The 25627-nt window shown below is 72.2% G+C and carries 21 protein-coding genes; 3 read left to right on the top strand and 18 right to left on the bottom strand.

Features of this window, described 5'->3' with window-relative positions; all coding sequences use genetic code 11:
* Positions 1-50: 50 nt before the first annotated feature.
* The 9 genes from AB5J49_RS34210 to rimP all read right to left on the bottom strand — a co-directional run bounded on the left by AB5J49_RS34210 (position 51) and on the right by rimP (position 12368).
* A complete protein-coding gene (locus AB5J49_RS34210; protein WP_369172719.1) occupies positions 51-998 on the bottom strand; it encodes a bifunctional riboflavin kinase/FAD synthetase in 948 nt (315 codons plus the stop codon).
* A gap of 146 nt (positions 999-1144) precedes the next feature.
* Positions 1145-4933, bottom strand: coding sequence for a trypsin-like peptidase domain-containing protein (locus AB5J49_RS34205; protein WP_369172718.1), 3789 nt, complete (start codon positions 4931-4933; stop codon positions 1145-1147).
* Between the two features lie 309 nt (positions 4934-5242).
* Entirely contained in the window at positions 5243-6148 is a 906-nt protein-coding gene (gene truB / locus AB5J49_RS34200) for a tRNA pseudouridine(55) synthase TruB (RefSeq protein WP_369172717.1), read from the bottom strand.
* Positions 6145-6618: a 30S ribosome-binding factor RbfA gene (gene rbfA / locus AB5J49_RS34195; protein ID WP_369172716.1), complete on the bottom strand. Its 474-nt coding sequence runs from the start codon at positions 6616-6618 to the stop codon at positions 6145-6147. Before rbfA ends, truB begins: the two co-directional genes overlap by 4 nt.
* A gap of 48 nt (positions 6619-6666) precedes the next feature.
* Complete coding sequence (locus tag AB5J49_RS34190; RefSeq protein WP_019755573.1) at positions 6667-6963, bottom strand: DUF503 family protein; 297 nt, start codon at positions 6961-6963, stop codon at positions 6667-6669.
* Between the two features lie 219 nt (positions 6964-7182).
* The gene (gene infB, locus AB5J49_RS34185; protein WP_369172715.1) at positions 7183-10326 is read right to left on the bottom strand and encodes a translation initiation factor IF-2; all 3144 of its coding nucleotides are present in this window, start codon (positions 10324-10326) and stop codon (positions 7183-7185) included.
* A 147-nt stretch (positions 10327-10473) separates the two neighbouring features.
* The gene (locus tag AB5J49_RS34180; protein WP_369172714.1) at positions 10474-10770 is read right to left on the bottom strand and encodes a YlxR family protein; all 297 of its coding nucleotides are present in this window, start codon (positions 10768-10770) and stop codon (positions 10474-10476) included.
* 102 nt (positions 10771-10872) lie between these two features.
* Entirely contained in the window at positions 10873-11859 is a 987-nt protein-coding gene (gene nusA, locus AB5J49_RS34175; protein WP_369172713.1) for a transcription termination factor NusA, read from the bottom strand.
* A 2-nt stretch (positions 11860-11861) separates the two neighbouring features.
* A complete protein-coding gene (rimP, locus tag AB5J49_RS34170; protein ID WP_369172712.1) occupies positions 11862-12368 on the bottom strand; it encodes a ribosome maturation factor RimP in 507 nt (168 codons plus the stop codon).
* A gap of 231 nt (positions 12369-12599) precedes the next feature.
* Here rimP and AB5J49_RS34165 point away from each other — a divergent pair, with 231 nt between their 5' ends.
* The 3 genes from AB5J49_RS34165 to AB5J49_RS34155 are packed head-to-tail and all read left to right on the top strand — an operon-like array spanning position 12600 to position 14572.
* The gene (locus AB5J49_RS34165; protein WP_369172711.1) at positions 12600-13151 is read left to right on the top strand and encodes a hypothetical protein; all 552 of its coding nucleotides are present in this window, start codon (positions 12600-12602) and stop codon (positions 13149-13151) included.
* Complete coding sequence (locus AB5J49_RS34160) at positions 13148-13624, top strand: ferritin-like domain-containing protein (RefSeq protein WP_369172710.1); 477 nt, start codon at positions 13148-13150, stop codon at positions 13622-13624. Before AB5J49_RS34165 ends, AB5J49_RS34160 begins: the two co-directional genes overlap by 4 nt.
* 48 nt (positions 13625-13672) lie before the next feature.
* Complete coding sequence (locus tag AB5J49_RS34155; protein WP_369172709.1) at positions 13673-14572, top strand: aminoglycoside phosphotransferase family protein; 900 nt, start codon at positions 13673-13675, stop codon at positions 14570-14572.
* A 160-nt stretch (positions 14573-14732) separates the two neighbouring features.
* Here the strand turns inward: AB5J49_RS34155 and AB5J49_RS34150 are convergent, their stop codons facing one another.
* From AB5J49_RS34150 to dxr, 9 genes are all read right to left on the bottom strand, one after another.
* On the bottom strand, positions 14733-15701 hold the full coding sequence (locus tag AB5J49_RS34150; RefSeq protein ID WP_369172708.1) for a hypothetical protein: 969 nt from the start codon (positions 15699-15701) through the stop codon (positions 14733-14735).
* A 177-nt stretch (positions 15702-15878) separates the two neighbouring features.
* Positions 15879-16460: a ferric reductase-like transmembrane domain-containing protein gene (locus AB5J49_RS34145; RefSeq protein ID WP_369172707.1), complete on the bottom strand. Its 582-nt coding sequence runs from the start codon at positions 16458-16460 to the stop codon at positions 15879-15881.
* A complete protein-coding gene (locus tag AB5J49_RS34140; RefSeq protein WP_369172706.1) occupies positions 16457-17425 on the bottom strand; it encodes an FAD:protein FMN transferase in 969 nt (322 codons plus the stop codon). Before AB5J49_RS34140 ends, AB5J49_RS34145 begins: the two co-directional genes overlap by 4 nt.
* A gap of 294 nt (positions 17426-17719) precedes the next feature.
* Positions 17720-19423 carry a proline--tRNA ligase gene (locus AB5J49_RS34135; RefSeq protein WP_369172705.1) on the bottom strand — a complete coding sequence of 568 codons (1704 nt, stop codon included), beginning with the start codon at positions 19421-19423 and terminating at the stop codon, positions 17720-17722.
* A 107-nt stretch (positions 19424-19530) separates the two neighbouring features.
* A complete protein-coding gene (locus AB5J49_RS34130) occupies positions 19531-20097 on the bottom strand; it encodes a GNAT family N-acetyltransferase (protein ID WP_369172704.1) in 567 nt (188 codons plus the stop codon).
* A 117-nt stretch (positions 20098-20214) separates the two neighbouring features.
* The gene (locus AB5J49_RS34125) at positions 20215-21063 is read right to left on the bottom strand and encodes a GNAT family N-acetyltransferase (RefSeq protein ID WP_369172703.1); all 849 of its coding nucleotides are present in this window, start codon (positions 21061-21063) and stop codon (positions 20215-20217) included.
* A gap of 575 nt (positions 21064-21638) precedes the next feature.
* Complete coding sequence (gene ispG, locus AB5J49_RS34120) at positions 21639-22796, bottom strand: flavodoxin-dependent (E)-4-hydroxy-3-methylbut-2-enyl-diphosphate synthase (RefSeq protein ID WP_369172702.1); 1158 nt, start codon at positions 22794-22796, stop codon at positions 21639-21641.
* Between the two features lie 204 nt (positions 22797-23000).
* Positions 23001-24293 (bottom strand): RIP metalloprotease, encoded by a 1293-nt coding sequence (locus tag AB5J49_RS34115; RefSeq protein ID WP_369175354.1) that lies wholly within the window; start codon positions 24291-24293, stop codon positions 23001-23003.
* Between the two features lie 8 nt (positions 24294-24301).
* Positions 24302-25558 carry a 1-deoxy-D-xylulose-5-phosphate reductoisomerase gene (gene dxr, locus AB5J49_RS34110; protein ID WP_369172701.1) on the bottom strand — a complete coding sequence of 419 codons (1257 nt, stop codon included), beginning with the start codon at positions 25556-25558 and terminating at the stop codon, positions 24302-24304.
* Between the last annotated feature and the right edge of the window lie 69 nt (positions 25559-25627).

Genomic DNA, 25627 nt, shown 5'->3' with positions numbered 1-25627 from the left:
GGGCGGCCGGTGCCTGAGGCACCGGCCGCCCTTCGACGTCGTAGGACCGGCTACTCGGCCGCCGCGATCAGCTCCCGGCAGCGCTTCACGTCCTCGGCCATCTGCTCCAGCAGGGCCTCGAGCGACTCGAACTTCGCCTGGCCGCGGACGAAGGCGAGGAAGTCGACGGCGACGTGCAGGCCGTACAGGTCCAGGCCCACGCGGTCGATCGCGTACGCCTCCACCGTGCGCTCGGTCCCGTCGAACTGCGGGTTGGTGCCGACGGAGATCGCGGCCGGCATCACCTCGTCCTGGGCGTGCAGCCAGCCGGCGTAGACACCGTCGGCGGGGATGGCGGTGTGCGGCAGTGTCTCGACGTTGGCCGTCGGGAAGCCGAGTTCGCGGCCGCGCTGGGCGCCTCGCACGACCACGCCCTCCACCCGGTGCGGGCGGCCCAGGATCTCGGCGGCACCGGTGACGTCGCCCTCGGCGACCAGGCGCCGGGTCAGGGTCGAGGAGAACGGCTGACCGCCGCCCGCCTCACCGGTCACGTACAGGTCGACGATCTCGACCTCGAAGTCGTAGGTCTTGCCCTGTTCGGCGAGGAAGTCCACGTTGCCCGCCGCGCGGTGGCCGAAGCGGAAGTTGGGGCCCTCGACGACCGCCTTGGCGTGCAGCTTGTCGACCAGCACCTTGACCACGAAGTCGGCCGGCGACAGCTTCGAGAACTCGGTCGTGAAGGGGAGGATCAGCACCGCGTCCACGCCCAGCTCGGCCATGAGGTCGGCGCGGCGGTGGTGCGGGGCCAGCAGGGGCGGGTGGCTGCCGGGGCGGACGACCTCGCTGGGGTGCGGGTCGAAGGTGACGACGACGACGGGAACGCCCAGCTCACGGGCGCGGTCCACGGCATGCCGGATGATCAGCTGGTGTCCGCGGTGGACTCCGTCGTAGGAGCCGATGGTGACGACGCTGCGTCCCCAGTCCTCGGGGATGTCCTCCAAGCCACGCCAGCGCTGCACTGTGCCTGCTCCTTGTCGCAAACTCGTCGAACCCGTGTCCGTCTGTGCCTCAGACGCTCTTACGCAGGTCTAAGGGTGCCATGCCGGGCCCCCGGTGCCCGCATCGGCATGGGGGCTGTGACCGGGTGCACGTACGGACGTGCAGGTCATGCGGGAACTCGTACGCCGGCCAGGTTCTCGATCATCCGGCGGGTGCTCGGTCCCACCACCGTCGCCCACGCCTGCGGGGTGTCGTTCAGCCAGCCGGCGATGCGCACGGCGAAGCCGGGGACGTGGCGGCCGAGAGCGACCAGTCCGCGGTCGAAGCGGGCCGCGCCGTCCGGGGTGCGGACGAGGAGCACGCCGGTGTGGTGGACGAGGTCGCGGAGGCGGCCGTCACCCCGGTCGCCGCTCTGCCGGACGGTGGCGTGCAGGAAGGCGTCCAGCACGGCGGGGCTGCGCTCGTGGTCCAGCAGGAAGTCCAGGAGCTCGCGGCGCAGGGCGCGGGAGGCGGGGGTGCCGGAAGCGGCGAGTACGGCGGCGAGGGCGGCCCGCACCCTTTCCGGACCGCCGTCCAGCAGGCCGGTGACCAGCGGGAGCAGTACGGCGCGGGAGGCAGGATCGTGGTCGAGGCGCCGGTCGACGTACGCGGCCACGTCCTCGGCGGTCTCGGGACGCCGATCCACCGCCTCCCCTACGAGGACGGCAACCGGGCGGGCGAGGTCGGGCGTGATGGCGTCGGCGAGGGTGCGCAGCGCCTGCGCGGCGTCCGGTCGGCGCAGGCGCACGCGGAAGGCCTCGAGTACCGGCTCGGGGTGCGTGGGCAGGGCGGGGACCAGCGCGCTGGGCGGGAGCTGCGGGTCGCCTTCCGAGAAGTGCCGTAGCGCCTGCGGGAGATGACGGGCGCGGGTACTCGGGTCACGCACGAGCATGGCGAGCGCGCCGCCGTGCAGTGTGCGATCGGCGGGGCGGTCGAGCAGGGCGAGGGCGGCGTGGCGCAGGAGCTCGCGGTCGGCTTCGGTGCGGGCATGGGGCGCGGCGCGCGGCCCGTACGCCACCGCTGCGACACGTCGGGCGGGCCTCTCGTCGTGCGCCCAGCGGTCGACGGCGCGGCACATCGCGGACGGTTCCTCTTCGGCCAGCACGGCGAGCAGTTCGTCGGCCCGGCGGTGCGCGCTGTCGACCAGATTCTCCATGAGGTCGTCCGGCGCACGGTCGCGGTGCGCGTACAGCAGGGCCTGGGCGGCGCGGGCGACGGTCGCGTGGGGGGTGGCGGGGAGTGGGCGGTCGTCGCCGAACCAGCGGGTGAGAGAGGACTGTACGGCGGTGGGGGCGGCGGCGAGGAGGTGGGCCACGGCGTCGAGGTAGCGGGGGCGGCGGGGCGCTGCGTCGTCGGTCGGCGGGCCGTCGGCGAGGACGAGTCGGCGCAGCAGGTCGAGGCGCTCGCCGTCCGGGAGCGGCAGCGCGGTCCAGAAGTCGGGGCCCAGCTCGACAGGCGCGCCGCGGTGCTGCCGGCTCCAGGCCACGATCCGGTCGGTGAGGAGGCGCAGTACGTCCTGGTACGGCATCGCGTCGGGGACGCGCAGCAGGGTCTCGGTGAGGAGCCGGGCGGCCCACCAGGAGTGCCGGTCGGCGTCCAACGCCAGCGCCAACTCCTCCAGCTGAAGGGCGAGTTGACGGTGCCCCTGGTGACGCGGCAGCAGCAGGAGGGCCTGGACGACGGGACCGATGCGGTGGCGCGGCACGGGCAGGGGATGGGCGGCGTCGGGGTCGGTGCGGCGGCGGTGGACCAGGGCGTGCAGGGCCTCGTCGAGGTCGAGGTGCATGCCCTGGATCCAGTCGGCGAGTTCCTCGTGGGCGAAGCGGTAGCCGTTGCCGGCGGGCACGAGGAGGCCCTCGGTGAGGACGGCGGACGCCCAGCCGGTACCGCCGCCGAGCCTCGCCGGGGCGGGGCCCCAGGGGAACACGGCCTCGAAGGACGCGCGGTCCAGCTCCCCCTGGCCGGGACCGAGGCTGCGGCGGGCGGCCTCGTGGACCTGGCCGGAGACCTTGGCGGCGAGGCGGCGTACGGCGGTGCCGCGCAGGCCGTTCTCAGCGGCGAGACGGACGGCGATGCGCAGGCACATGAGATCGAGGTGGGCACAGAGGACGTCGTCGCGGTCGAGTCGGGGGTGGGGGCCCTCGGGGAGGGCGGCACGTACCTCGGAGAGGAGGCGGAGGGTGAGGGGATGGCGGGCATCGGGGTCGGCGAGGGCCCCGGCCGGGACGCCGTAACGGACTCGGGCGTGCTGGGCCTCGTCGGGGGTGAGGTCGCCGAGCGGTACGCAGGGCGGGAACCGACCGGCCGTCCCCTGCGCCGCCCGGTCGGCGGAGCCGTACAGCACTTCCTGCGGGAACTCGGCGCCCGCCCCCTCCCAGTACTCCGCCCTGCACGCCACCACCAGCCGCGCCCCCGTCACCCGCAGCCACTCCTCCGTGCCCTCGGTCCACTCCGTGAGGCGGTGGGCCAGGACGGGGGGCATTTCCTCCGGGCCGTCCAGGAGGAGCAGGAGGGGGCGGCCGGTGGTGCGGGCGAGCCGGGCCAGGCGTTCCGGGGTGGTGTCGCCCAGGGCGGCGGGGTCGGACGAGGCCGACGCCGCCACGATGCGGGCCGCCCGGGTCAGCGCCCGGCGTGCGGCGTCGGCCACCGAGGTGTCGTCGCCCTGCAGGTCGGCGCCGCGCAACCACAGCGTGGGAGCCGCTCCGGGGCCGCGGTGGCGGCGGGCGGCCAGGGCCGCGAGTTCTGTCGTACGGCCGCTGCCGGGGCGCCCGACCAAGCCCAGCACGGACGCCCGGCTCTCGGTGAAGGCGCTGAACTCCCGTGCCGTCGAGGCCCGTTCGACCGGGGTCACGCCTCCCGCTCCCCCGGCGCCCGCCCGTCCGACATGACCCGCCGGCGCTCCCGGCGGACCGTCCTGCCCGACCGACGTGGCTGTCAGCTCCAGGACGCCCGCCAGGTTGAGGTCGGCACCGTACGCCGGCACCGTCGCCGCGTTCTCGGCGAGCAGCCCGGCCAGTGGGCCGTCGGGCCGTGGGCCCAGCGGTACGGCGAAGACGGCGTCGCGGTGGCCGCACCGCAGTGCCGTGCCGAGGACGCCCACCACCGCACCGGTCCCGGGGTCCAGCACGGGACCCCCGGCCGCCCCGCCGCCCAGCCGCAGCGCGTCCCGGCCGGCCGTGCCGATCGCCAACTCCAGGGCGTCGTCGAGGAGATGGCAGCGGTCCGTCGCCGTGTACGTCACGGACGTCGCGCCCAGCACCCGCGCCTCCCGCCAGCCACCGGCCGCGATCCGGACGTACGCACCGGTCTCGATCCGGTCCCGCACACTCACCGGCAGCGGCTCCACGCCCAGCCCTTCGGTGCGTACGAGCGCCAGGTCGAGGGCGGGCAACAGGGTCACCGCGCTCTCGGGCACCTCGCACCTGCGGTCGCCCTCGGCGGCGTGCAGGACCAGGCCGGGCAGCCCGTCGACGACCTCGTGGCTGGTGAGGACCGTGCCATGGTGGTCGGCCACGAAGCCGAGGCCACGGGGCCGACCGGCCAGGTCGTGGATGCGGACCAGGGCTGCGTCACGGACGCGGGCACCGATGCCGTTGCCGTCCGCCGGTTGGCGAGCAGGGTCGTCGTCGTGGAAGTGGGAGGAACTTGGGCGCCCGGTGCCGGCCTCCTGCTCGGACCAGCCGGTGGCGTCCGGGGTACTCCACGGCCCCGATGAGTCCTGCGGGCCTTGAGCACCCCACGCGGCGTCCCATGGGTCCCGGGCGTCCCGAGTACCCTGAGCGTCCTGCGTGTCCCCGGTGGTCTCGTACGGGCCCTGCGCGCCCGGCGCGCCCCACGCCTCCCCCGTCGCCCTCGTCCCGTCCGCCATCCCCGGCATCCGGCGGTCCCCGCCCGCCCGCGGGCCCCGTCCCGCCATCGTCGAACCTCCCCGCCGCACCGTCCACACGCCCATACGCCCGCGCCCTGTTTTTTCGACGGTAGGCGCGATGTGATCAGCAGGACAGCTCGCGCGGCGAACGCGCCCCCTTCCGCTCCCTCGGTTCACTCCGAGCGCCTGCACGGACGGGTGAACAGGCGGGGGTCGCTGGATACACCCTAGGGGTGGGGGAACCGAGGGGGACCGTGGAGCGGCGGGCAGAGGACTACCCCGTGACCGCCGCTCCACGGGCGGAGACGCGAAGGGGGCCGGAGGCCGAGCGCCTCAGCCGGCCCCACAGGCGGCCCCTCAGCCGAAGATGGCGAGGCTCTTCGCCTTGCCCTTGTGCTGCTCCACGAGCGCCAGGAAGCGGCCCTCGGGGTCGAAGACGGCGACGGGGCCGGAGCCCGCGTACTCGTCGGGCATGTCGAGACGGACCCCGTTCGTGAGCAGCCGGGCGCGCCTGACATCCACGTCCCAGCGCGGGAACGCGGCCGCGGCGGCCTCGGCGATCGGCATCACGGTCAGCTCCTGCTGGAGCTGGTCCAGGGTCTTGGCGGCGTCCAGCTTGTAGGGGCCGACGCGGGTGCGGCGCAGCGCCGTGAGATGGCCGCCGACGCCCAGGTCGGCGCCGAGGTCACGGGCCAGGGCACGGATGTACGTACCGGAGGAGCAGACCACCGACACGACCAGGTCGAGGACCGCGGTGCCGTCGTCGGCGACGGCGTCCCGGACGTCGTACACCGAGAAGGACGAGACGGTGACCGGCCGCGCCGGGATCTCGAAGTCCTCGCCGTCCCGCGCCCGCTTGTAGGAACGCACGCCGTCGATCTTGATGGCGCTGACCTTGGACGGCACCTGCATGATGTCGCCGCTCAGCTTGGCGATCCCGGCGTCGATGGCCTCGCGGGTGACCTTCGAGGCGTCGGACGATCCCGTGATCTCGCCCTCGGCGTCGTCGGTGACCGTGGTCTGGCCCAGGCGGACGGTGCCGAGGTACTCCTTCTCGGTCAGGGCCAGGTGACCGAGGAGCTTGGTCGCCTTCTCGACGCCGAGGACGAGGACGCCCGTCGCCATGGGGTCGAGGGTGCCGGCGTGCCCGACGCGGCGGGTGCGTGCGATGCCGCGCATCTTGGCGACCACGTCGTGCGAAGTGAAGCCCGACGGCTTGTCGACGATGACAAGGCCGTCGGGCGTGGTGTGCTTCTGCGTCATTCCGCGGTGTCGCCGTCCGTCTCGGCGGCGCTGTCCGACTCTTCGTCGTCGCCCGGCTTGCGGTACGGGTCGGCCTCACCGGCGTACTTCGCGCCCGCGGACACCTCGCGCACCTTCTCGTCGGACTGGCGCGCCTTGTCGAGGAGGTCATCGATGGTCCGGGCGGTGTCCGGCAGGGCGTCGGCGACGAAGGTGAGGGTCGGCGTGAACTTCACACCCGCGGCCGCCCCGACGGCCGACCGGAGCACGCCCTTGGCGCTCTCCAGGCCGGCGGCCGCGTCCGCCCGCTCCTCGTCGTCCCCGTACACCGTGTAGAAGACGGTCGCCTCCCGCAGGTCACCTGTGACCCGGGTGTCCGTGATGGTGACATGCGAGCCGAGCCGCGGGTCCTTGATCCCGCGCAGCAGCTTCTGGGCCACCACCTCTCGGATGAGGTCCGCCAGCCTTTTCGCCCGCGCGTTGTCGGCCACTGGTCCGTCTCCCGTTCTTTCTTCTTCTACGTTCTTGGCTGTTGGTCGTCAGTCGTCGTGGTCACCGTGGAAGCGCCGCCGTACCGACAGCAGTTCCACTTCGGGACGCCCGGCGACCAGCCGTTCGCACCGATCCAGTACGTCAGTGAGGTGCCCGGCGTCGCCGGACACCATGGCGATGCCGATCCCGGCCCGCCGATAGAGGTCCATGTGGTCCACCTCGGCCGCGCTCACCGCGTATTTGCGCTGAAGCTCGGCGACGATCGGGCGGACGACGGAGCGCTTCTCCTTCAGCGACCGTACGTCGCCGAGGAGCAGGTCGAAGGACAGCGTCCCCACGTACATGTGTGCAACCGGTTCACCCGCCGGTACGGGATCGATGGTCCTGCCGGCCGTGCGGCCAGGGACATCAGAACCGTACATCGAAGGGGCCGGGCCGATCGACGGATATTACGCTCCGTGGACCGGGGAACCCGGCGCCTGGATGCCGATCGGACACGCTCCGCAAACGGCGTGCTGGCCGACGGGACCGAAGTCCCGCCGGCCAGCACAGACCTTGGGCTGTTACGCCCGCGGCTTCTCACGCATCTCGTACGTCGCGATGACGTCGTCGACCTTGATGTCGTTGAAGTTGCCGAGGTTGATACCGCCCTCGAACCCTTCGCGGATCTCGGTGACGTCGTCCTTGAAGCGACGCAGGCCGGAGATGTTGAGGCTCTCCGCGATGACCTTGCCGTCGCGGACGAGTCGAGCCTTCGTGTTGCGCTTGACCTCGCCCGAGCGGACCAGGACACCGGCGATGTTGCCCAGCTTGGACGACTTGAAGACCTCGCGGATCTCCGCCGTGCCGAGCTCGACCTCCTCGTACTCCGGCTTGAGCATGCCCTTGAGGGCCGCCTCGATCTCCTCGATGGCCTGGTAGATCACCGAGTAGTACCGGACGTCGACGCCCTCGCGCTCCGCCATCTGCGCCGCGCGGCCCGCAGCGCGGACGTTGAAGCCGATGACGATGGCGTCGGAGCCGGTCGCCAGGTCGATGTCCGACTCGGTGACCGCACCCACACCGCGGTGCAGGACGCGGATGTCGACCTCTTCGCCGACGTCGAGCTGGAGCAGCGAGGACTCGAGAGCCTCCACCGAACCGGACGCGTCGCCCTTGATGATGAGGTTGAGTTCCTGCACCAGACCGGCCTTGAGGGCCTCGTCCAGGTTCTCCAGGGAGAACCGGACACCCCGGCGGGCGAAGTTGGCGTTGCGCTCACGCGCCGCGCGCTTCTCGGCGATCTGACGCGCCGTACGGTCCTCGTCGACGACCAGGAAGTTGTCGCCGGCGCCCGGGACGTTGGTGAGACCCAGGACGAGGACGGGGGTCGACGGACCCGCTTCCTCGACGTTGTTGCCGTTGTCGTCGAGCATCGCCCGGACGCGGCCGTACGCGTCGCCGACCACCATCGTGTCGCCGATACGCAGCGTGCCTCGCTGGACGAGGACGGTCGAGACGGCACCGCGACCACGGTCGAGGTGGGACTCGATCGCAATACCTTGCGCGTCCTGCTCCGGGTTGGCCCGCAGGTCGAGCGAGGCGTCCGCGGTCAGGACCACGGCCTCCAGCAGGGAGTCGATGTTCAGACCCTGCTTGGCGGAGATGTCGACGAACATCGTGTCGCCGCCGTACTCCTCGGCCACGAGGCCGTACTCGGTCAGCTGACCGCGCACCTTGGTCGGGTCGGCGCCCTCGACGTCGATCTTGTTGACCGCGACGACGATCGGGACGTCGGCCGCCTTGGCGTGGTTGAGCGCCTCGACCGTCTGCGGCATGACGCCGTCGTTGGCCGCGACGACCAGGATCGCGATGTCGGTCGACTTCGCACCACGGGCACGCATGGCGGTGAACGCCTCGTGACCCGGGGTGTCGATGAAGGTGATCCCGCGCTCTTCGCCGTTGACCTGGGTACGGACCTGGTACGCACCGATGTGCTGCGTGATACCGCCGGCCTCGCCCGCGACGACGTTCGTCTTGCGGATGGTGTCCAGCAGTCGGGTCTTACCGTGGTCGACGTGACCCATGACGGTCACGACCGGCGGACGCGGCATGAGGAATTCCTCGCCGCCCTCGTCCTCGCCGAACTCGATGTCGAAGGACTCGAGCAGCTCGCGGTCCTCCTCCTCCGGGCTGACGATCTCGACGATGTAGTTCATCTCGCCGGCGAGCAGCTGGAGGGTCTCGTCGGAGACGGACTGCGTGGCAGTGACCATCTCGCCGAGGTTCATCATCACGGCGACGAGCGACGCCGGGTTGGCGTTGATCTTCTCCGCGAAGTCGGTGAGCGACGCACCGCGCGACAGGCGGACGGTCTGTCCGTTGCCGCGAGGCAGCATCACGCCGCCGACCGACGGGGCCTGCATGGCCTCGTACTCCTGGCGCCTCTGCCGCTTCGACTTGCGACCGCGACGCGCGGGACCGCCGGGACGGCCGAAGGCACCCTGCGTGCCACCACGGCCACCGGGACCGCCGGGACGACCACCGAAGCCGGGACGGCCACCGCCGCCACCGCCGGGACCACCCGGACGACCGGCGAAACCGCCACCGCCGCCACCGGGACCGCCGGGACGACCGGCGAAGCCGCCGCCACCGCCGCCACCGGGACGACCGGCGAAGCCGCCGCCGCCACCCGGGCGACCGCCGCCGCCACCACCGGGACGACCGCCGCCACCGGGACCACGGCCACCGGGGCCACCGCCCCCGGGACGCGGGCCGGCAGCAGGACGCTGCGGCATCATGCCGGGGTTCGGACGCGGACCGCCGGGGCCGCCGCCGGGACGCGGGCCGCCGGCGCCGCCGCCGGGACGCGGACCGCCGCCCTGCGGACGGGGCATTCCGCCCGGCGTGGGACGTGCGCCGCCCGGAGCCTGGGGACGGGGACCGCCCTGGCCCTGCGGACGCGGAGCGCCGCCGGGAGCACCGGCGCCACCCGGGCCGCCGGGACGCGGGGCACCGCCCGGACGGGGCGCCTGCGGGCGCGCCATGCCGGTGGAGCCACCAGAGGTGAACGGGTTGTTGCCCGGACGGGGACCGGCCGGACGGGCACCGGGACGCGGGGCGCCGCCGCCCTGACGCGGAGCGCCTGGACGGTCGCCGCGGTCACCACGGCCCTGGCCGCCCTGGCCGGGGCCGCCCGGACGCGGAGCGCCGGGACGCGGCGCCTGGCCGGCCGGACGCGGGGCGCCCGGACGCGGGCCGGAGCCCTGGCTCTGGCCCTGGCCCTGGCCCTGAGAGGCGGCGGGTGCGGCGGGAGCCGACGGGGGTGCCGTGAACTCGGGCGTGGTCGGAGCCGGGGACGCCGGGGCAGGCCGCGGCGCGGGCTTCGGGCCCGGAGTGGGACGGGGGCCGGGAGCGGCCGGCGCGGCGGGAGCCGCGGGCTTCTCGGCGGCAGCCGGCTTGGGGGCCGGCGGGCGCGGGGCGGCCGGACGGGCGGCCTGCGCGGGAGAGGGGGCCGCCGGCTTCGCCGGGGCGGCCTTGCGTGCGGGGGCGGACTTGCCGCCTCCGTTGCCCTGCTGGAGGGCGTCCGTCAGCTTACGGACGACGGGCGCTTCGATGGTCGAAGACGCCGAACGGACGAATTCACCGAGTTCTTGGAGCTTGGCCATGACGACCTTGCTCTCAACCCCGAACTCCTTGGCGAGTTCGTATACCCGGACCTTAGCCACTTCGCTCCTTTTAGGTCCGGGTTGCGTCCGGACCGTCGCTACTTCATGGGCGTACTCATCGCGTGCTCATCGAGTGCTCATCGCAATCTCGACCTACTTCCAACTCGCGGGGTACCTGGGCCGCGCGGGGGTTCCGCACGACGCTTCTTACGGTGTTGCCTGCTCAGCAACTGTTGTCTGCTCGACGTACTGGCGCAACGCCTTAATGTCGAGCGCTCCCGGGGCGCGCAACGCCCGCGTGAACGCCCGGCGGCGTACCGCCTGGTCGAGACAGACCAGTGCGGGGTGTACGTACGCACCCCGGCCGGGCAGCGTACCGCGATGATCGGGGACGCATTCGTCCTCGATCGCCACGATGCGCAGCAGATCAGCCTTGGCCGCTCGCTCCCGGCACCCCACACAGGTGCGTTCAGGGCATGCGCGGACGCGTGTCCGGCCAGACACTCTTAAGTCTACCTCCCCGTAGCGACCTCACCCCTTCGGGGCAGGATTCGAACAGTTGCCGCGCAGTAACCTGACGTGATCTGAGCGCCTTGCGGCCGGGATCTATTCCCCGGCCTGCTCGGTGTCCGGACGGATGTCGATCCGCCAGCCGGTGAGCCGGGCCGCGAGCCGGGCGTTCTGCCCTTCCTTGCCGATCGCCAGCGACAGCTGGTAGTCGGGCACGGTCACGCGCGCCGAGCGGGCCGCCATGTCCACGACCTCCACCTTGGAGACCCGGGCCGGCGACAGCGCGTTCGCCACCATCTCGGCCGGGTCGTCCGACCAGTCGACGATGTCGATCTTCTCGCCGCTCAGCTCGCCCATGACATTGCGCACACGTCCGCCCATGGGGCCGATACAGGCGCCCTTGGCGTTCAGGCCGCTGCGGGTGGACCGGACGGCGATCTTCGTGCGGTGACCTGCCTCGCGGGCGATGGCGGCGATCTCGACGGAACCGTCGGCGATCTCCGGCACCTCCAGCGCGAAGAGCTTCTTCACCAGATTGGGGTGCGTGCGCGACAGGGTGACGGACGGGCCACGGACACCCTTCGCCACTCGGACGACGTACGACCGGATCCGCATGCCGTGCGGGTAGGTCTCGCCCGGGACCTGCTCCTGCACCGGGAGGATGGCCTCCAGCTTACCGATGTCCACGAGCACGTTCTTCGGGTCGCGGCCCTGCTGGACCACGCCGGTGACGATGTCACCCTCACGCCCCGCGTACTCGCCGAGCGTCGCGTCGTCCTCAGCGTCGCGCAGCCGCTGCAGGATGACCTGCTTGGCGGTGGTGGCGGCGATACGGCCGAAGCCGGACGGGGTGTCGTCGAACTCGCGGGCCTCCTGGCCCTCCTCGAGGTCCTCGGGATCCTCCTTCGCCCACACGGTCACATGGCCGGTCTCCCGGTTCAGCTCCACGCGCGCGTGGCGGCGGCTTCCCTCGGTGCGGTGGTAGGCGATGAGGAGGGCCGACTCGATCGCCTCGACCAGCAGGGGGAAGGAGATCTCCTTCTCCCGCACCAAGCCCCGCAGGGCACTCATGTCGATGTCCACGGCTACGCCTCCTCTTCCTTCTCGTTCTTGCTGTCCTTGCGGCTGAACTCGACCTGCACGCGCGCCTTGTCGATCTCCGGGAAGCCGAGTCTGCGGGAGGTGGGCCTGCGGCCCTTCACTCCGGGCACTTCGAGGTCGAGGCCTTCGTCGTCGACCTTCAGGATCCTGGCCACCAGCTCGCCGCCCTCGGCCAGTTGGAACTTCACCAGCCGGTCGACGGCCCGTACGTAGTGCCGGTGTTCCGTGAGGAGGCGCTCCGCGCCCGGGGTGCCGACCTCGAGGGTGTACTCGCCCTCGCCCATCGCGTCCGTCTCGTCGAGCTTCGCCGAGAGCGCACGGCTCACATCGGCGATCTGGTCCAGGTCCGCCCCGGTGTCGGAGTCGACGACGACGCGCAGCACTCGCTTGCGTCCGACCGAGTCCACCGCGATCTCTTCGAGATCCAGGCCCTGGGAGGTGACGAGCGGTTCGAGCAGTTCTCGCAGCCTCTCGCTCTGGGTGGTGCTCATCCGGGTGACTCCTCGGCCGCGTGTGCTGTTGTGGGATGGGGCGCGTGTCTGGTCAAAGGGTATCCGGTCGCGAGGGCTGTTGCCGTCCACCTGGGCTCGGGCGGTGCCGATGAGTGGTGCCGTCCGGTTGCGCGGGTACGGTGATCACGGGCCTGCGGCCCGCTGATTCCGTAGCTGCCTTCGTAACCGCTTTCGCAGCTGCTTCGTACGAGTTCCCCGAGGACGACTGCCGTGCCGTACCCCTCGCCGCCGCGCTCCCCCTCGGGGCCGCGCAGAAGAACGTTGCTCGCCTCTGCCGCCGGGGCCGCCCTGCTGGCCGGCTGCTCGTCCGGGTCCGACGACTCGGACGGCGGCACGAGCGGCAGTCCGTCGGTCGCCGAACGGGCACGCGCGCGTGCGGCCCGGGACAGCGCGGGGCTGGTCGAGCGGTACGACGCGGTGCTCGCCGCCCATCCGGCGCTGGCGGAGCTGGTGGGGCCGCTGCGGGCGGCGGCCGTACGGCATGTGGAGGCGTTCGGAGGCGGTCCGAAGGCCTCGGACAGTGCGTCACCTTCCGCGTCGCCGTCGCCTTCCGGTTCGCCGTCGCCTTCCGCGTCACCGTCGGCCGCCGTGCCGCTCGACGAGAAGGAGGCCGTCGCCGACCTCGCCGCCACCGAGCGGGCGCTCGCGGACCGGCGGGCCAAGGCGCTGCTGGACGTGCCGGGCGAGCTGGCGCGGCTGCTGGCCTCGGTGGCCGCGGCCGGGGCCGCGCACGCGTATCTGCTGACGGAGGGGGCCAAATGAGCGACGCGAAGAAGAAGAAGAAGAAGCAGCAGCTGACGGCGCTGCAGGCGGCGCTCACCGCCGAGCACGCGGCGGTGTACGGATACGGCGTCGTCGGCGGCCGGATCCGCGAGGGACGGCGCTCCGAGGCACGCTCGGCGTACGACGCGCACCGGGCGCGGCGGGACGCACTGGCGCGCGAGGTGCGCGACCTGGGCGCCGAGCCGACCGCCGCGAGCGCCGCGTACGCGCTGCCGTTCCCGGTGCAGGACTCCGCCACGGCTGTGCGGCTCGCCGCGGAACTGGAGGACCGAGTGGCCGGGGTGTACTCCGACCTGGTGCGGGCAACCGAGGGTGAGTTGCGGGGTACGGCCGCCGAGGCGCTGCGGGAGGCCGCGGTGCGGGCGGTGCGCTGGCGGGGCGAGAGCGTAGCCTTCCCTGGGCTCGCCGAGCGGGCGGCCACCGGGTCGGCATCGGCGGCGCCCACGGCGTGACCAAGGCCGGGGAACACGTACGGGATACGGGAAGGGAACAACTCGCGCATGGCTTTCGAACCGCCGCAGCGGCTGGTCAGGGCGCTCGGTGAGACGGCACCGGAGGGTGACGACTGGCTGGAGAAGCTGCCGGAGGCGGCCCACCAGGCCGTTTCGCTACGCGAGTTGACCGTTGAGCGGGTGCAGATGCCGGGCGGCCGCAGCAGCCTGGTGGTCCTGGTGCGGCGCCCTGACGGGACCCCCGCCGTGCTGAAGCTGGCCCCCTCCCGGGCCCGTCCGGAGGGCGAGCGGGCGGCGCTCGCGCACTGGGGCGGTCTGGGCACCGTACAGCTGCTGGAGCCCTTCACGACCGAGGGTGTGCTGCTGCTGGAACGGCTGCATCCGGATCTGTCGGTGCGGTCGCTGCCGGAGGCGAAGGCGCTGCTGGAAGCGGCGGGGACGTTGCGGCGGCTGTGGGTGGAACCCCCGGCCGAGCACCCCTTCGAGACGGTGGCAGAGCGGACCGGGCGGCAGGCGCAGGCGATGCGGACGACCGCGTCGGCGCAAGCCGGGGTGGCCGTGCTGGTCGATGCCGCGCTCGCGGCCCGCGAGGAGCTGTTGGCCGCGCCGCCTGAGCGGCGGTTGCTGCACGGGACGTTTCGGCAGAGCAAGGTGCTGGCCGGGGAGCGGATGCCGTGGCTGGCGGTGGGGCCGGATCCGGTGGTGGGTGAGTGCGCGTTCGATCTGGCTCGGCTGGTGCGGGACCGGGTGGAGGATCTGATTGCCTCGCCTTCGGGGGCGGCGACTACCCGGCGGCGGGTGAAGCGGCTTGCGGAGTCGCTGGAGGTGGATCAGGAGCGGTTGCGGGGGTGGACGTTGTTCCGGGCCGTGGAGTCCGGGGTGCGGGCGCTCAGGGTGGGGCGGCCCAAGGACGCCGAGTTGCTGCTGGAGTTCGCCGGGTGGCTTTGAGGGTTCCCCGCGCCCCTTCAGAGGGTGCCCCTCGCCGCCAGCTTGAGAGCCAGGACCGGACAGTCGGCCGCTGCGTCCATTTCAGGTCTCCTGGGGTACGGGCAGCAGGGGCGTGCGGTCGGTCGCGGTGCACAATCCGCTTGCGTGGGCGTCGAGTTCGTCACTGAACGTGGTCAGGGCGCTGCGGACCAGACGGACCGTGCCGTCGGGGTGGTGGCAGGCGCCGCGGCCCTCGACCAAGCCGGCCCAGCGGGCTACGTCGGCGCGGGTGCTGCCCTGGGGGCCGGGGGCGGCCGACGCCAGGGGCGGCGAAGGCGGCGGCGATGCGCGGCAGGCCGTTGAGGCAGGGGCCGCACTGACCGGCCGACTGCAGGGCCAGGTAGCGCAGCACACGGGCGGTTTCGGCGAGGCCGCAGCGGTCGACGGGGAGGGCGGCGAGGACTCCAGCACCCAAGTGAGCCGGGCCCAGGGTGAGTTGTGATGCCTCGGCGGTCGGGATCCAGGTGCCGTGGTAGCCGCCGAGCAGGGCGGCCGACATGCCGTCGAGGGGCAGCAGACGGTGCAGCGGCAGGCCGAACGGGGCTTCCACGACCCGGGGTTCGTGTCCCGGAACATGGACCGTGCACAGCATGCTGCCCGGCTGGGCCGGGGTGCCGGCGGAGCGGAACCAGTCGGCGCCGTAGCGGGCGATCAGGGCGAGGTGGGCGAGGGTCTCGACGTTCTGGACCAGGGTCGGGGCCCGGTGGACGCCGCGTTCACGGACCGGCGGGCTCTGGTGCGTGGGCAGGGCGGCGCCTCCCGAGACGTACCGGACGAGGGCCGAGGACTCGCCCGACAGGAACCGTTCGGGGAGCCGTACGACCCGGACGGGCACCCGGTAGCCGTGCCGCTGGGTCAGGGCCGAGTCCAGGTAGGACGCGGCGCCGTCCTCCACCGCCAGGTGGGCCTCCCCCGCGCCGACCACGACGGCGGCCAACTGCAGGCCGTCCAGGACGAGATGGGGTGACAGGCGCAGCAGGGTCCTGTCCTTGCGGCTCGCGGGTTCGCCCTCGGCGCCATTGGCCACGACGACCGGCGTGCGGCCCGTACACCGGCCCGCCTCGGCCACCGACAGCAGCTTGCGGTACACCGGGAACGCCGCTCCCCCCGCGACCGGTGAGGCCGGACTCGGCGACTGCGCGCAGGAGGCCGTCGGGGTCGCCGTGCGGCAGCGGGCCGTAGCGCTGTTCGTGCGTGGGGAGGTCGGCCGGGGTGCCGCCGGGGGCGAGCATCCGGGGGGCCATGTGGACGTCGGTGAAGGTCATGGTCATGGTCGGGCTCCTTCGGCCGTGCGGAGCAGGGCGGCGGGGGTGCGGCGGGCGGCACGGGCGGCGTGGGCGACGCGGATGCCGCAGGCGGCGACCACGACGGCCACGCAAGCGACGGTCAGCCAGGTCATCCAGTCGGTGCCGGTGTCCGTGCCGATGCCGACGCCGTGGATCAGGGCGACCGGCCAGGAGGCGTACGCCAGCCGGTGCACGGCCCGCCAGGTGCGGTGGCCGACGCGTTCCCGCAGCAGGCTGGTGACCAGGACCGCGAGCATCAGGTCGAAGGCGACCGTGCCCAGGCCCAGCCACAGGGGCTGGTAGGCGGAGGCGAAGGGGACGAGGACGTCGAGGGCGGTGATGCCGACGTAGCTGTCGAACACCGCGCACGCGATGTGCAGTGCCAGGAACGCGGTGGCCCAGAGGGAGAGAGCGCGGTGCAGGGAGACGGTGCCGAAGCGGGGCAGGCCGAGGATCCTGCCGCGCAGGCGTACCGCGATGCCGAGCAGGACGACGACCGTGAACAGGACCAGGCAGACGGCGCCGGTGGCCCGGTTGGCGTACCAGAGGGTTTCGGAGGTCACGCGGCTGCCTCCAGGTCGGAGGCGGCGGGGGCCGGCCAGCCCGGTGTCGTGACCACGGTCCCGTCCTGGGTGACCAGCCGTGCCGGAAGTCCCAGCCGCGCCAGCCAGGGCTCCGCGTCCGCGCCTTTTACCAGGGCCGCCGTACTGGCCGCGTTGGCGTCCGCGCAGGTGGCCGCGGCGACCGAGACGGTGCGCCAGGGCGAGCGGACGGGCAGGCCGGTGCGCGGGTCGACGATGTGGTGGAGGGCGTGGCCGCCGCGGCGCCAGTTGCGGGCCCCCGTGCCCGAGGTGGCGAGGCCGCCGCTGTGCAGGCCCACGGTGGCGTACGGCCCTTGCGCGGGCGTCTCGTCGACCGGGCCCGTGACGTCCTGGACGCGGATCTGGCAGCCGCCCGCCGGGGGTTCGCCCGCGACGGCCGTGTCGCCGCCGAGGCTCACGAGCACCCCGCAGCCGGCCGCTTCGGCGAGCATCGCGGCAGCCTTGTCGGCCGCCCAGGCCTTGGCCGTGGCGCCGAGGTCGAGACGGACGCCGGCCGGGACGGCGACCGTGCCCGTCTCCCGGTCCAGCCGCACCTGACGCCGGCCGGGAGCACGCCGCACCCTCAGCCGTACCGGACGGTCGTCCTCGCGGACCAGGGTGAAGTCACGGTCGTAGCCGACCGCGTCCATCGCCGAGCCGACCGTCGGGTCGACGGCGCCGTCCGTCGTCTCGGCCGCGCGCAGGGCGACCGCCAGGGCCTCGGCGAGCAGGGGACTGACCCGGACCGGGCGGCCCGCCGCGTCGTCGAGGGCGGCGAGTTCCGAGTCCGTACGGAAGCGGCTGCAGGTGGCGTCGACCTCGGCCAGGTGCCGGGCCAGGAGCAGGTCGCAGGAGTCCAGCAGTGCCGGGTCGGTGACGACGAGCCGGACGTTCGCGCCGAGGGCACGCCAGTCAGCGGCGGCGGTCGTACGCGGGGCCGTGCTCATCACGACGCCCCCGAGGTGGAGTCGGCGGAGCCGCTGCCGACGGTCAGGCCGGAGGAGGACGAGGACGAGGAGGACGAATCCGCCGCGGCCGCCGCCGTGCGTTGTGCGCCTCTTCGGACCGCTGTCGCGGCACCCCGCTCCCTGGTACGCAAAACCGTTCCCCTCCCGCAGTGACGCTCTGTCACGTCCTACGGTCGGGGAACGGCCTGAGGGAAAGCTGTGAGGCGCCTTCAGGTACCCGGAGAAGATTCTGAGGGATTCCTTCAACAGCGTTGTAAGGCGCCTCCCGCGCGACTACGCCGTCAGGCGGGCGATCGCCTCGTCTACCGTCAGCTCCTCGCGCTCACCGGTCCTGCGGTCCTTGAGCTCGACGACACCCTCGGCCGCGCGCCGCCCGGCCACCAGGATCTGCGGTACGCCGATCAGCTCCGAGTCGGTGAACTTCACGCCCGGCGAGACACCCGCCCGGTCGTCGCACAGGACCCGCAGGCCGGCCGCGGACAGCTTCTCGGAGACGTCGAGGGCGAGTTCGGTCTGCAGAGCCTTGCCGGCGGCGACCACGTGGACGTCGGCCGGGGCGACCTCGGCCGGCCAGCACAGGCCCTTGTCGTCGGCGGTCTGCTCGGCGAGGGCCGCGACCGCGCGGGAGACACCGACGCCGTAGGAGCCCATGGTCACGCGGACCGGCTTGCCGTTCTGGCCGAGGACATCGAGCTTGAGGGCGTCGGCGTACTTGCGGCCCAGCTGGAAGATGTGGCCGATCTCGATGGCGCGGTCCAGCTTGAGGCCGGTGCCGCACTTCGGGCAGGGGTCGCCCTCCTGGACGACCACGACGTCGACGTACTCGCCGACCTCGAAGTCACGGCCGGCCACGACGTTCTTGGCGTGCGTGGCGTCCTTGTTGGCGCCGGTGATCCAGGAGGTGCCGGGGGCCACGCGCGGGTCGGCGATGTACTTGACCTTCTCGCCGAGGCCCTGCGGGCCGACGTAGCCGCGGACCAGGTCGGGGCGGCCCGCGAAGTCCGCCTCGGTGACCATCTCGACGACGGCCGGGGCGAAGTGGGCCTCGACCTTGTCCATGTCGACCTCGCGGTCGCCGGGGACGCCGACCGCCACGATCTCGCCGTCGACCTTCACCAGGAGGTTCTTGAGGGTGGCGGAGGCGTGGACGCCGAGGTGAGCGGCGAGGGTCTCGATGGTCGGGGTGTCCGGGGTGGGGATCTCCTCGAGCGCGGCCACGCCGTCGGCGTCCACCGGCTTCAGCTCGTACGAGATCGCCTCGGTGTTGGCCGCGAAGTCACAGTTGGGGCAGTCCGCGAAGGTGTCCTCGCCGGCGCCGGCCGGGGCGAGGAACTCCTCCGACTTGGAGCCGCCCATCGCGCCGGCGGTGGCGGCGCAGATGCGGTAGTCGAGGCCGAGGCGCGCGAAGATCTTCTGGTAGGCCTCGCGGTGCAGGGCGTAGGACTTCGCGAGACCCTCGTCCTCGGTGTCGAAGGAGTAGGAGTCCTTCATCAGGAACTCGCGGCCGCGCAGGATGCCGGCCCGCGGACGGGCCTCGTCACGGTACTTGTGCTGGATCTGGTAGAGGATGACCGGCAGGTCCTTGTAGGAGGACGCCTGGTCCTTCACCAGCAGGGTGAAGATCTCCTCGTGGGTGGGGCCGAGGAGGTAGTCGCCGCCCTTGCGGTCCTTGAGCCGGAAGAGCTCCTGGCCGTACTCGTCCCAGCGGCCGGTCGCGTCGTACGGCTCACGCGGCAGCAGCGCGGGGAGCAGCACCTCCTGGGCGCCGATGGCGTCCATCTCCTCGCGGACGATGCGCTCCACGTTGGCGAGGACCCGCTTGCCGAGGGGCAGCCAGGACCAGATGCCGGCCGCCGTGCGGCGGACGTAGCCGGCCCGGACGAGCAGCTTGTGGCTGAGGACCTCGGCGTCCGCCGGGTCGTCGCGCAGCGTCTTCGCCATCAACTGGGACATGCGCTGGACCGGTGCGTTCGCCATCGTTCTCGTACTCCTGCTGGATGGGGGTCCCCCGCTCGAGCGCGGCCGAGGATGGGGGAGGTCTATGGCAGGAGGTTAGCCGGGCGGTACGGGACGGTGGAAATCGGTTAACGGCGGCGGAGCGGGAGAGGGGCGCCCATCACGGCGTACGGCTTGGGGGCGCTCGGGAAGAGGACCTGGCGGGCGAGGTCCTGGTAGCCGAGGGAGCGGTAGAGGCCGCGGGCCGGACTTTCGACGTCGATCGCCGAGAGGATCGAGCGGGGTTCGGTGGCGCTGTCCGTGATCGTGGTGATCAGGGAGCGGCCCACGCCTCGGTTCTGGTAGCGAGGGTGGACGTGGAGTTCCGTGATGACGAAGGAGTTGTCGAGCCAGTCGTCGTAGCCCTGGGCCCGGAGGTACGGCTGCACGATGGTGGACCACCAGTGGGCGCGGTCGTTGGGCATGCCGTAGACGAATCCGACGAGGCGCTCCGCTGCGGTCGCGCCGAGGGCCCTTGCTCCCGGGTAGGTCATGTGACGCAGGACGATTTGACGGCGTACGGCTACTTCGTCCGGGCCCAGGCCGAAGGCTACGGCCTGGACGCCCAGGGCCTCGTCCACACGGGCCGGCAGGTCCAGGGGGCCGATCACGATGTCGTCGGCGTGGCGGCGGTGTCCGTGACCGGGAAGGCGCATGTGGGGAGCCTACAGGTGGGTTCGCGCTGTGTTCCGGGTGCGGCTCGTCTGTGGTTGCGCGCGCAGTTCCCCGCGCCTTGGGCGGAGTTGCCCGGCTGCCCCTCGACGGGGACGCCCTCAGAACAGGATGCTCATGAACGCGCCGACCTCTTGGAAGCCGACCCGCTGATACGTCCTTCTCGCCGCCGTGTTGAAGTCGTTCACGTACAGGCTCACCACCGGGGCCACGTCCGCCAGGGCGTAGCGCAGGACCGCCGCCATTCCGGGGGCTGCCAGGCCCTGGCCCCGGTACTCGGGGGCCACCCAGACGCCCTGGATCTGGCAGGCGCGGTCGGTGGCGGCGCCGATCTCGGCCTTGAAGACGACCTTGCCGTTGCGGTCGAGGCGGGCGAAGGAGCGGCCGGAGCCGACGAGTTCGGCGACCCGGGCCTGGTAGAGGAGGCCGCCGTCGCCGGCCAGCGGTGAGACGCCCACCTCCTCGGTGAACATGGCCACGCACGCCGGCATGATCGTCTCCATCTCGTCCTTGCGGATGCGGCGGACGTACGGATCCGGGGTGATGTCGGTCGGCATGCGGTCGGTGACCATGAGGGGCTGGTGGCCGCGGACGTCGCGGGCCGGGCCCCAGCTGGGCTCCAGCAGGCCCCACAGCTGGGCGGTGGGTTCGGCGGGGCCGACGATGGAGGAGCAGCGGCGGCCCGCGCGGCGGGCGCGGTCGGCGAAGGCCCGTACCGCTCGCGGGGTGGCGCAGATCGGAACGAGGTTGGCGCCCGCGTAGCACAGGGACGTCAGCATGCCGCCCTCGTACCAGCCCCACATCTCGCCGCCGAGGCGCCACGGGTCGAGGCCGGCGATCTGGACGCGGGACGTCACGAAGGCGTTCGTGACCGGCTCGCGGTCGAGGACGGCGAGCGCGGCGTCCAGGTCGCTCGGTTCGAGCACCCGTGAGGTGGTCTGGGTCAACACGTACGGGGCCTCACGCTGGGGTTCTGCTGATCCCCGCACTGTACCTGCGGAAGCTTTGCCGTGCCGCCCCGTGGGGGTTGCCGCCCGTTTGCATGTGACCGTCGGCCGACGCACCGCCCCTGGGGGCCTGCGGCCCCCAGACCCCCGCTTCGGCCCTGAACGGGCCTCGTCCTCAAACGCCGGACGGGCTGGACGCCGCGGACCGGCGCCGAGAGAGACCGACGGTACGGACGCCCTGCGGCGGGTGGACGGGGCTGGGGGCGGTGCGGCCTCGGCCTCGAACGCCCGACGGCTTGCCGGACGGGCTCGAATGCCGGACAGGCTCGATGATGCGGGCCGACGCCGAGAGCCACCAACGCGCCGGACACCCCCAGCGGCTGGGCGGGGCGAGGGACGGTGACAACACCTCGGCCTCGGACACCGGACGGGCTGGATGACTGGATGATGCGGGCCGACGCCGAGAGAGACCGCGGTACGGACACCCCCCAGTGGGTAGGCGGGGCCAGGGACGGTGCGGCCTCGTCCTCAGACGCCGGACGGGCTGATGCTCCGGCCGGCGTCCATGAAGCGTCCTGTCAGCCCGCCACCGAAATCGACGGCTCGCCGCTTGCCACGCCGTCCGCCTCCATCTGTTCGGCCAGCTTCATGGCCTCCTCGATGAGGGTCTCGACGATCTTGGACTCGGGGACGGTCTTGATGACCTCGCCCTTGACGAAGATCTGGCCCTTGCCGTTGCCGGAGGCGACGCCGAGGTCGGCCTCGCGGGCCTCGCCGGGGCCGTTCACCACGCAGCCCATGACGGCGACGCGGAGCGGGACCTCCATGCCGGTCAGGCCCGCGGTGACCTCTTCGGCCAGCTTGTAGACATCGACCTGGGCGCGGCCGCAGGACGGGCAGGAGACGATTTCCAGGCCGCGCTGCTTGAGGTTCAGGGACTCCAGGATCTGGATGCCGACCTTCACTTCCTCGGCCGGGGGCGCGCTCAGGGACACGCGGATCGTGTCGCCGATGCCCTGGGAGAGGAGGGCTCCGAACGCCACCGCCGACTTGATCGTGCCCTGGAACGCCGGGCCCGCCTCGGTGACGCCGAGGTGGAGCGGGTAGTCGCACTGGGCGGCCAGCTGCTTGTACGCCTCGATCATGATGACCGGGTCGTTGTGCTTGACCGAGATCTTGATGTCCCGGAAGTCGTGCTCCTCGAAGAGGGACGCCTCCCAGAGCGCCGACTCGACCAGGGCCTCCGGCGTCGCCTTGCCGTACTTCTGGAGCAGGCGCCGGTCCAGGGAGCCGGCGTTGACGCCGATGCGGATCGGGGTGCCGTGGTCCTTGGCGGCCCGCGCGATCTCCTTGACCTTGTCGTCGAACTGCTTGATGTTGCCGGGGTTGACGCGGACCGCGGCGCAGCCGGCCTCGATCGCGGCGAACACGTACTTCGGCTGGAAGTGGATGTCCGCGATCACCGGGATCTGGGACTTGCGGGCGATCGTGGCGAGCGCGTCCGCGTCGTCCTGCGTCGGACAGGCCACGCGCACGATCTGGCAGCCCGACGCCGTCAGCTCGGCGATCTGCTGCAAGGTGGCGCCGATGTCGGACGTACGGGTCGTCGTCATGGACTGGACGGAGACCGGGGCGTCGCCGCCCACCGCCACCGTCCCGACCTGGATCTGCCTGCTCTTCCGGCGCTCGGCGAGCTTGGTCGGAACGGACGGCATGCCGAGAGAAATCGCAGTCATCTGCTGTGCAACCCCAAGTCGTGGATCAAGGTCCGGTCCCGTCAGCAGCGGGCTCCAGGCTTCGAGATTACGGCACGGGGCCTCACCCCAGCACATCACGGCCCGTAAACCCACTCAATGGAAGGCGGCCCGGGATGCTGTGCTCACTGGGGGGCGAACCCCACCAGACCGCCAGCATCCCGGGCCGCCTCGAACACCGTGTGACTAGGAGATTCTGACTGGGTTAACCACGTCCGCCACGAGTACGAGCAGGGTGAAGCAGATGAAGACTCCGGCGACCACGTACGCCACCGGCATCAGCTTCGCCACATCGAACGGACCCGGGTCCGGGCGGCGCAGCACCTTCGCCGTGTTGCGGCGCAGCGACTCCCACAGGGCGCCCGCGATATGGCCGCCGTCGAGCGGCAGCAGCGGGAGCATGTTGAACAGGAACAGGGAGAGGTTGAAGCCGGCCAGGAGGAAGACGAAGGTGGCCAGCTGCTGTGAGGCCGGGATGTCGAGGGTGGCGATCTCGCCGCTGACCCTTGCCGCGCCGACGATGCCCATCGGGGAGTCCGGCTCGCGCGGGCCGTCGCCGAAGGCCGCGTCCCACAGTGCGGGGATCTTGGAAGGCAGGGCGACGAGGGAGTCGACGGCGTCGCCGACCCGGTCGGTCATCCAGGTCACCGAGTCGCCGAAGTCCTGTTTGACGACGCCGGTGGCGGCGCTGAAGCCGAGGAAGCCGGCCTGGACGTAGTCGTCCTTGACGTACGACCCGCCGGCGTCTTTCCGCACGACCCAGTTGGTGGCGATCTTCGCGTGCAGGGTCAGTTGCTCGCCCTTGCGGTCGACGACGATCGGCACCTCCTTGCCGGCGCTGTCGCGGATGAGGTCGGAGAGGGTGTTCCAGTCCTCGGTCCGCACCCCGCCGAAGGAGACGATCTTGTCGCCGGCCTTCATGCCCGCGGCCGCGGCCGGGGACCTGTCGTCGGACGCCTTGCACTCCTCGCGCTTCTCGGTCTGGGCGATGACACACGGGGAGACCGAGCTCACGGTGGTCGTCTGCTGCTGGATGCCGAAGCCCATCAGCACGGTGAGGAACAGGGCCACCGCGAGGACGAGGTTCATGAAGGGGCCCGCGAACATCACGATGACCCGCTTCCACGGCTTGCGCGTGTAGAAGAGGCGGGTCTCGTCACCCGGCTTGAGCTCCTCGAAGGCGGCCGAGCGGGCGTCCTCGATCATGCCGCGCCAGGGTGAGGTCGAGCGGGCTTCGAGGCGACCGTCGGGGCCCGGCGGGAACATGCCGATCATGCGGATGTAGCCGCCGAACGGGATCGCCTTGATGCCGTACTCGGTGTCGCCCTTCCTCCGCGACCAGATGGTCGGGCCGAAGCCGACCATGTACTGCGGCACGCGGATGCCGAACAGCTTGGCCGTGGACAGGTGGCCCAGCTCGTGCCAGGCGATCGAGAAGAGCAGCCCGACCGCGAACAGCACTATGCCGAGGATGAACATCAGGGTCGTCATGCACGGGCCTCCGCCGTGTGTACCGCCAGTTCCCGGGCCCGCCTGCGGGCCCAGCTCTCCGCTTCGAGGACGTCCGCGACGGTGAGCGAAGTTCCCGCCTGCGGGGTGCCGTGTTCCTCCACCACCCGCGTCACGGTCTCCATGATCCCGTTGAACGGCAGCGCGCCGGCCCGGAAGGCCTCGACGCACTCCTCGTTGGCCGCATTGAACACCGCGGGGGCCGTGCCCGCGAGCTCGCCCACGTGGCGCGCCAGGTCGACCGACGGGAACGCGTCGTTGTCGAGTGGGAAGAACTCCCAGGTCGACGCCTTGCTCCAGTCGAACGTGGGCGCCGCGTCGGGGACGCGCTCCGGCCAGCCGAGGCCGATGGCGATGGGCCCGCGCATGTCGGGGGGCGTCGCCTGGGCGATCGTGGATCCGTCGGTGAACTCAACCATCGAGTGAACATACGACTGGGGATGCACGACCACCTCAATGCGGTCGAAGGAAATGTCGTAGAGCAGGTGCGCCTCGATGACCTCCAGGCCCTTGTTGACCAGGGTCGCGGAGTTGATCGTGATGACCGGGCCCATGGCCCAGGTGGGGTGGGCGAGGGCGTCCTCGACCGTCACGTTCGCCAGCTCGGCCTTCGTGCGGCCGCGGAAGGGGCCGCCGGACGCGGTGACGACGAGCTTGCGTACGTCCGCCCGCGTGCCGGAGGCGAGCGCCTGGAACAGGGCGGCGTGCTCGGAGTCGACCGGGATGATCTGCCCGGGCTTGGCGAGCGCCTTGACCAGCGGGCCGCCGACGATGAGGGACTCCTTGTTGGCGAGCGCGAGGGTGCGGCCCGCCTCCAGCGCGGCGAGGGTGGGCGCGAGGCCGATGGAGCCGGTGATGCCGTTCAGGACGGTGTGGCAGTCGGAGGCGGCGACCTGTGTGGCCGCGTCCGGGCCGGCCAGGATCTCGGGGAGCGGCTCCCCCGTGCCGTACTGGGCCGTCAGAGCTTCCCGCAGCGCCGGTACGACGTCCTCGCGGGCGACCGCGACGGTCCGCGCCCTCAGCCGGTACGCCTGCTCGGCGAGGAGGGCGACCCGGCCGCCGTTGGCGGACAGGGCGGTGACCCGGAACCGGTCGGGGTTGCGCAGCACGAGGTCGATGGCCTGGGTGCCGATCGAGCCGGTGGAGCCGAGGATCACCACGTCCTTGGGGCCGTCGCCCGCCACGGGGTCGTAGACGAGGTGGGGGTCGGCGAGGGGGGCTGGACTGTCGCTCATCCCCCCATTGTGTCCGTAACGGCTGTCGGGAAGGACAGGGCGTCCCCATCGGCGGGTAACAGGATGGTG

The sequence above is a fragment of the Streptomyces sp. R28 genome (genome assembly GCF_041052385.1).
Classification (GTDB): Bacteria; Actinomycetota; Actinomycetes; order Streptomycetales; family Streptomycetaceae; genus Streptomyces.
Note: the sequence above shows the minus strand (reverse complement) of the source record. Positions and strands in the feature narration are given on the sequence as shown.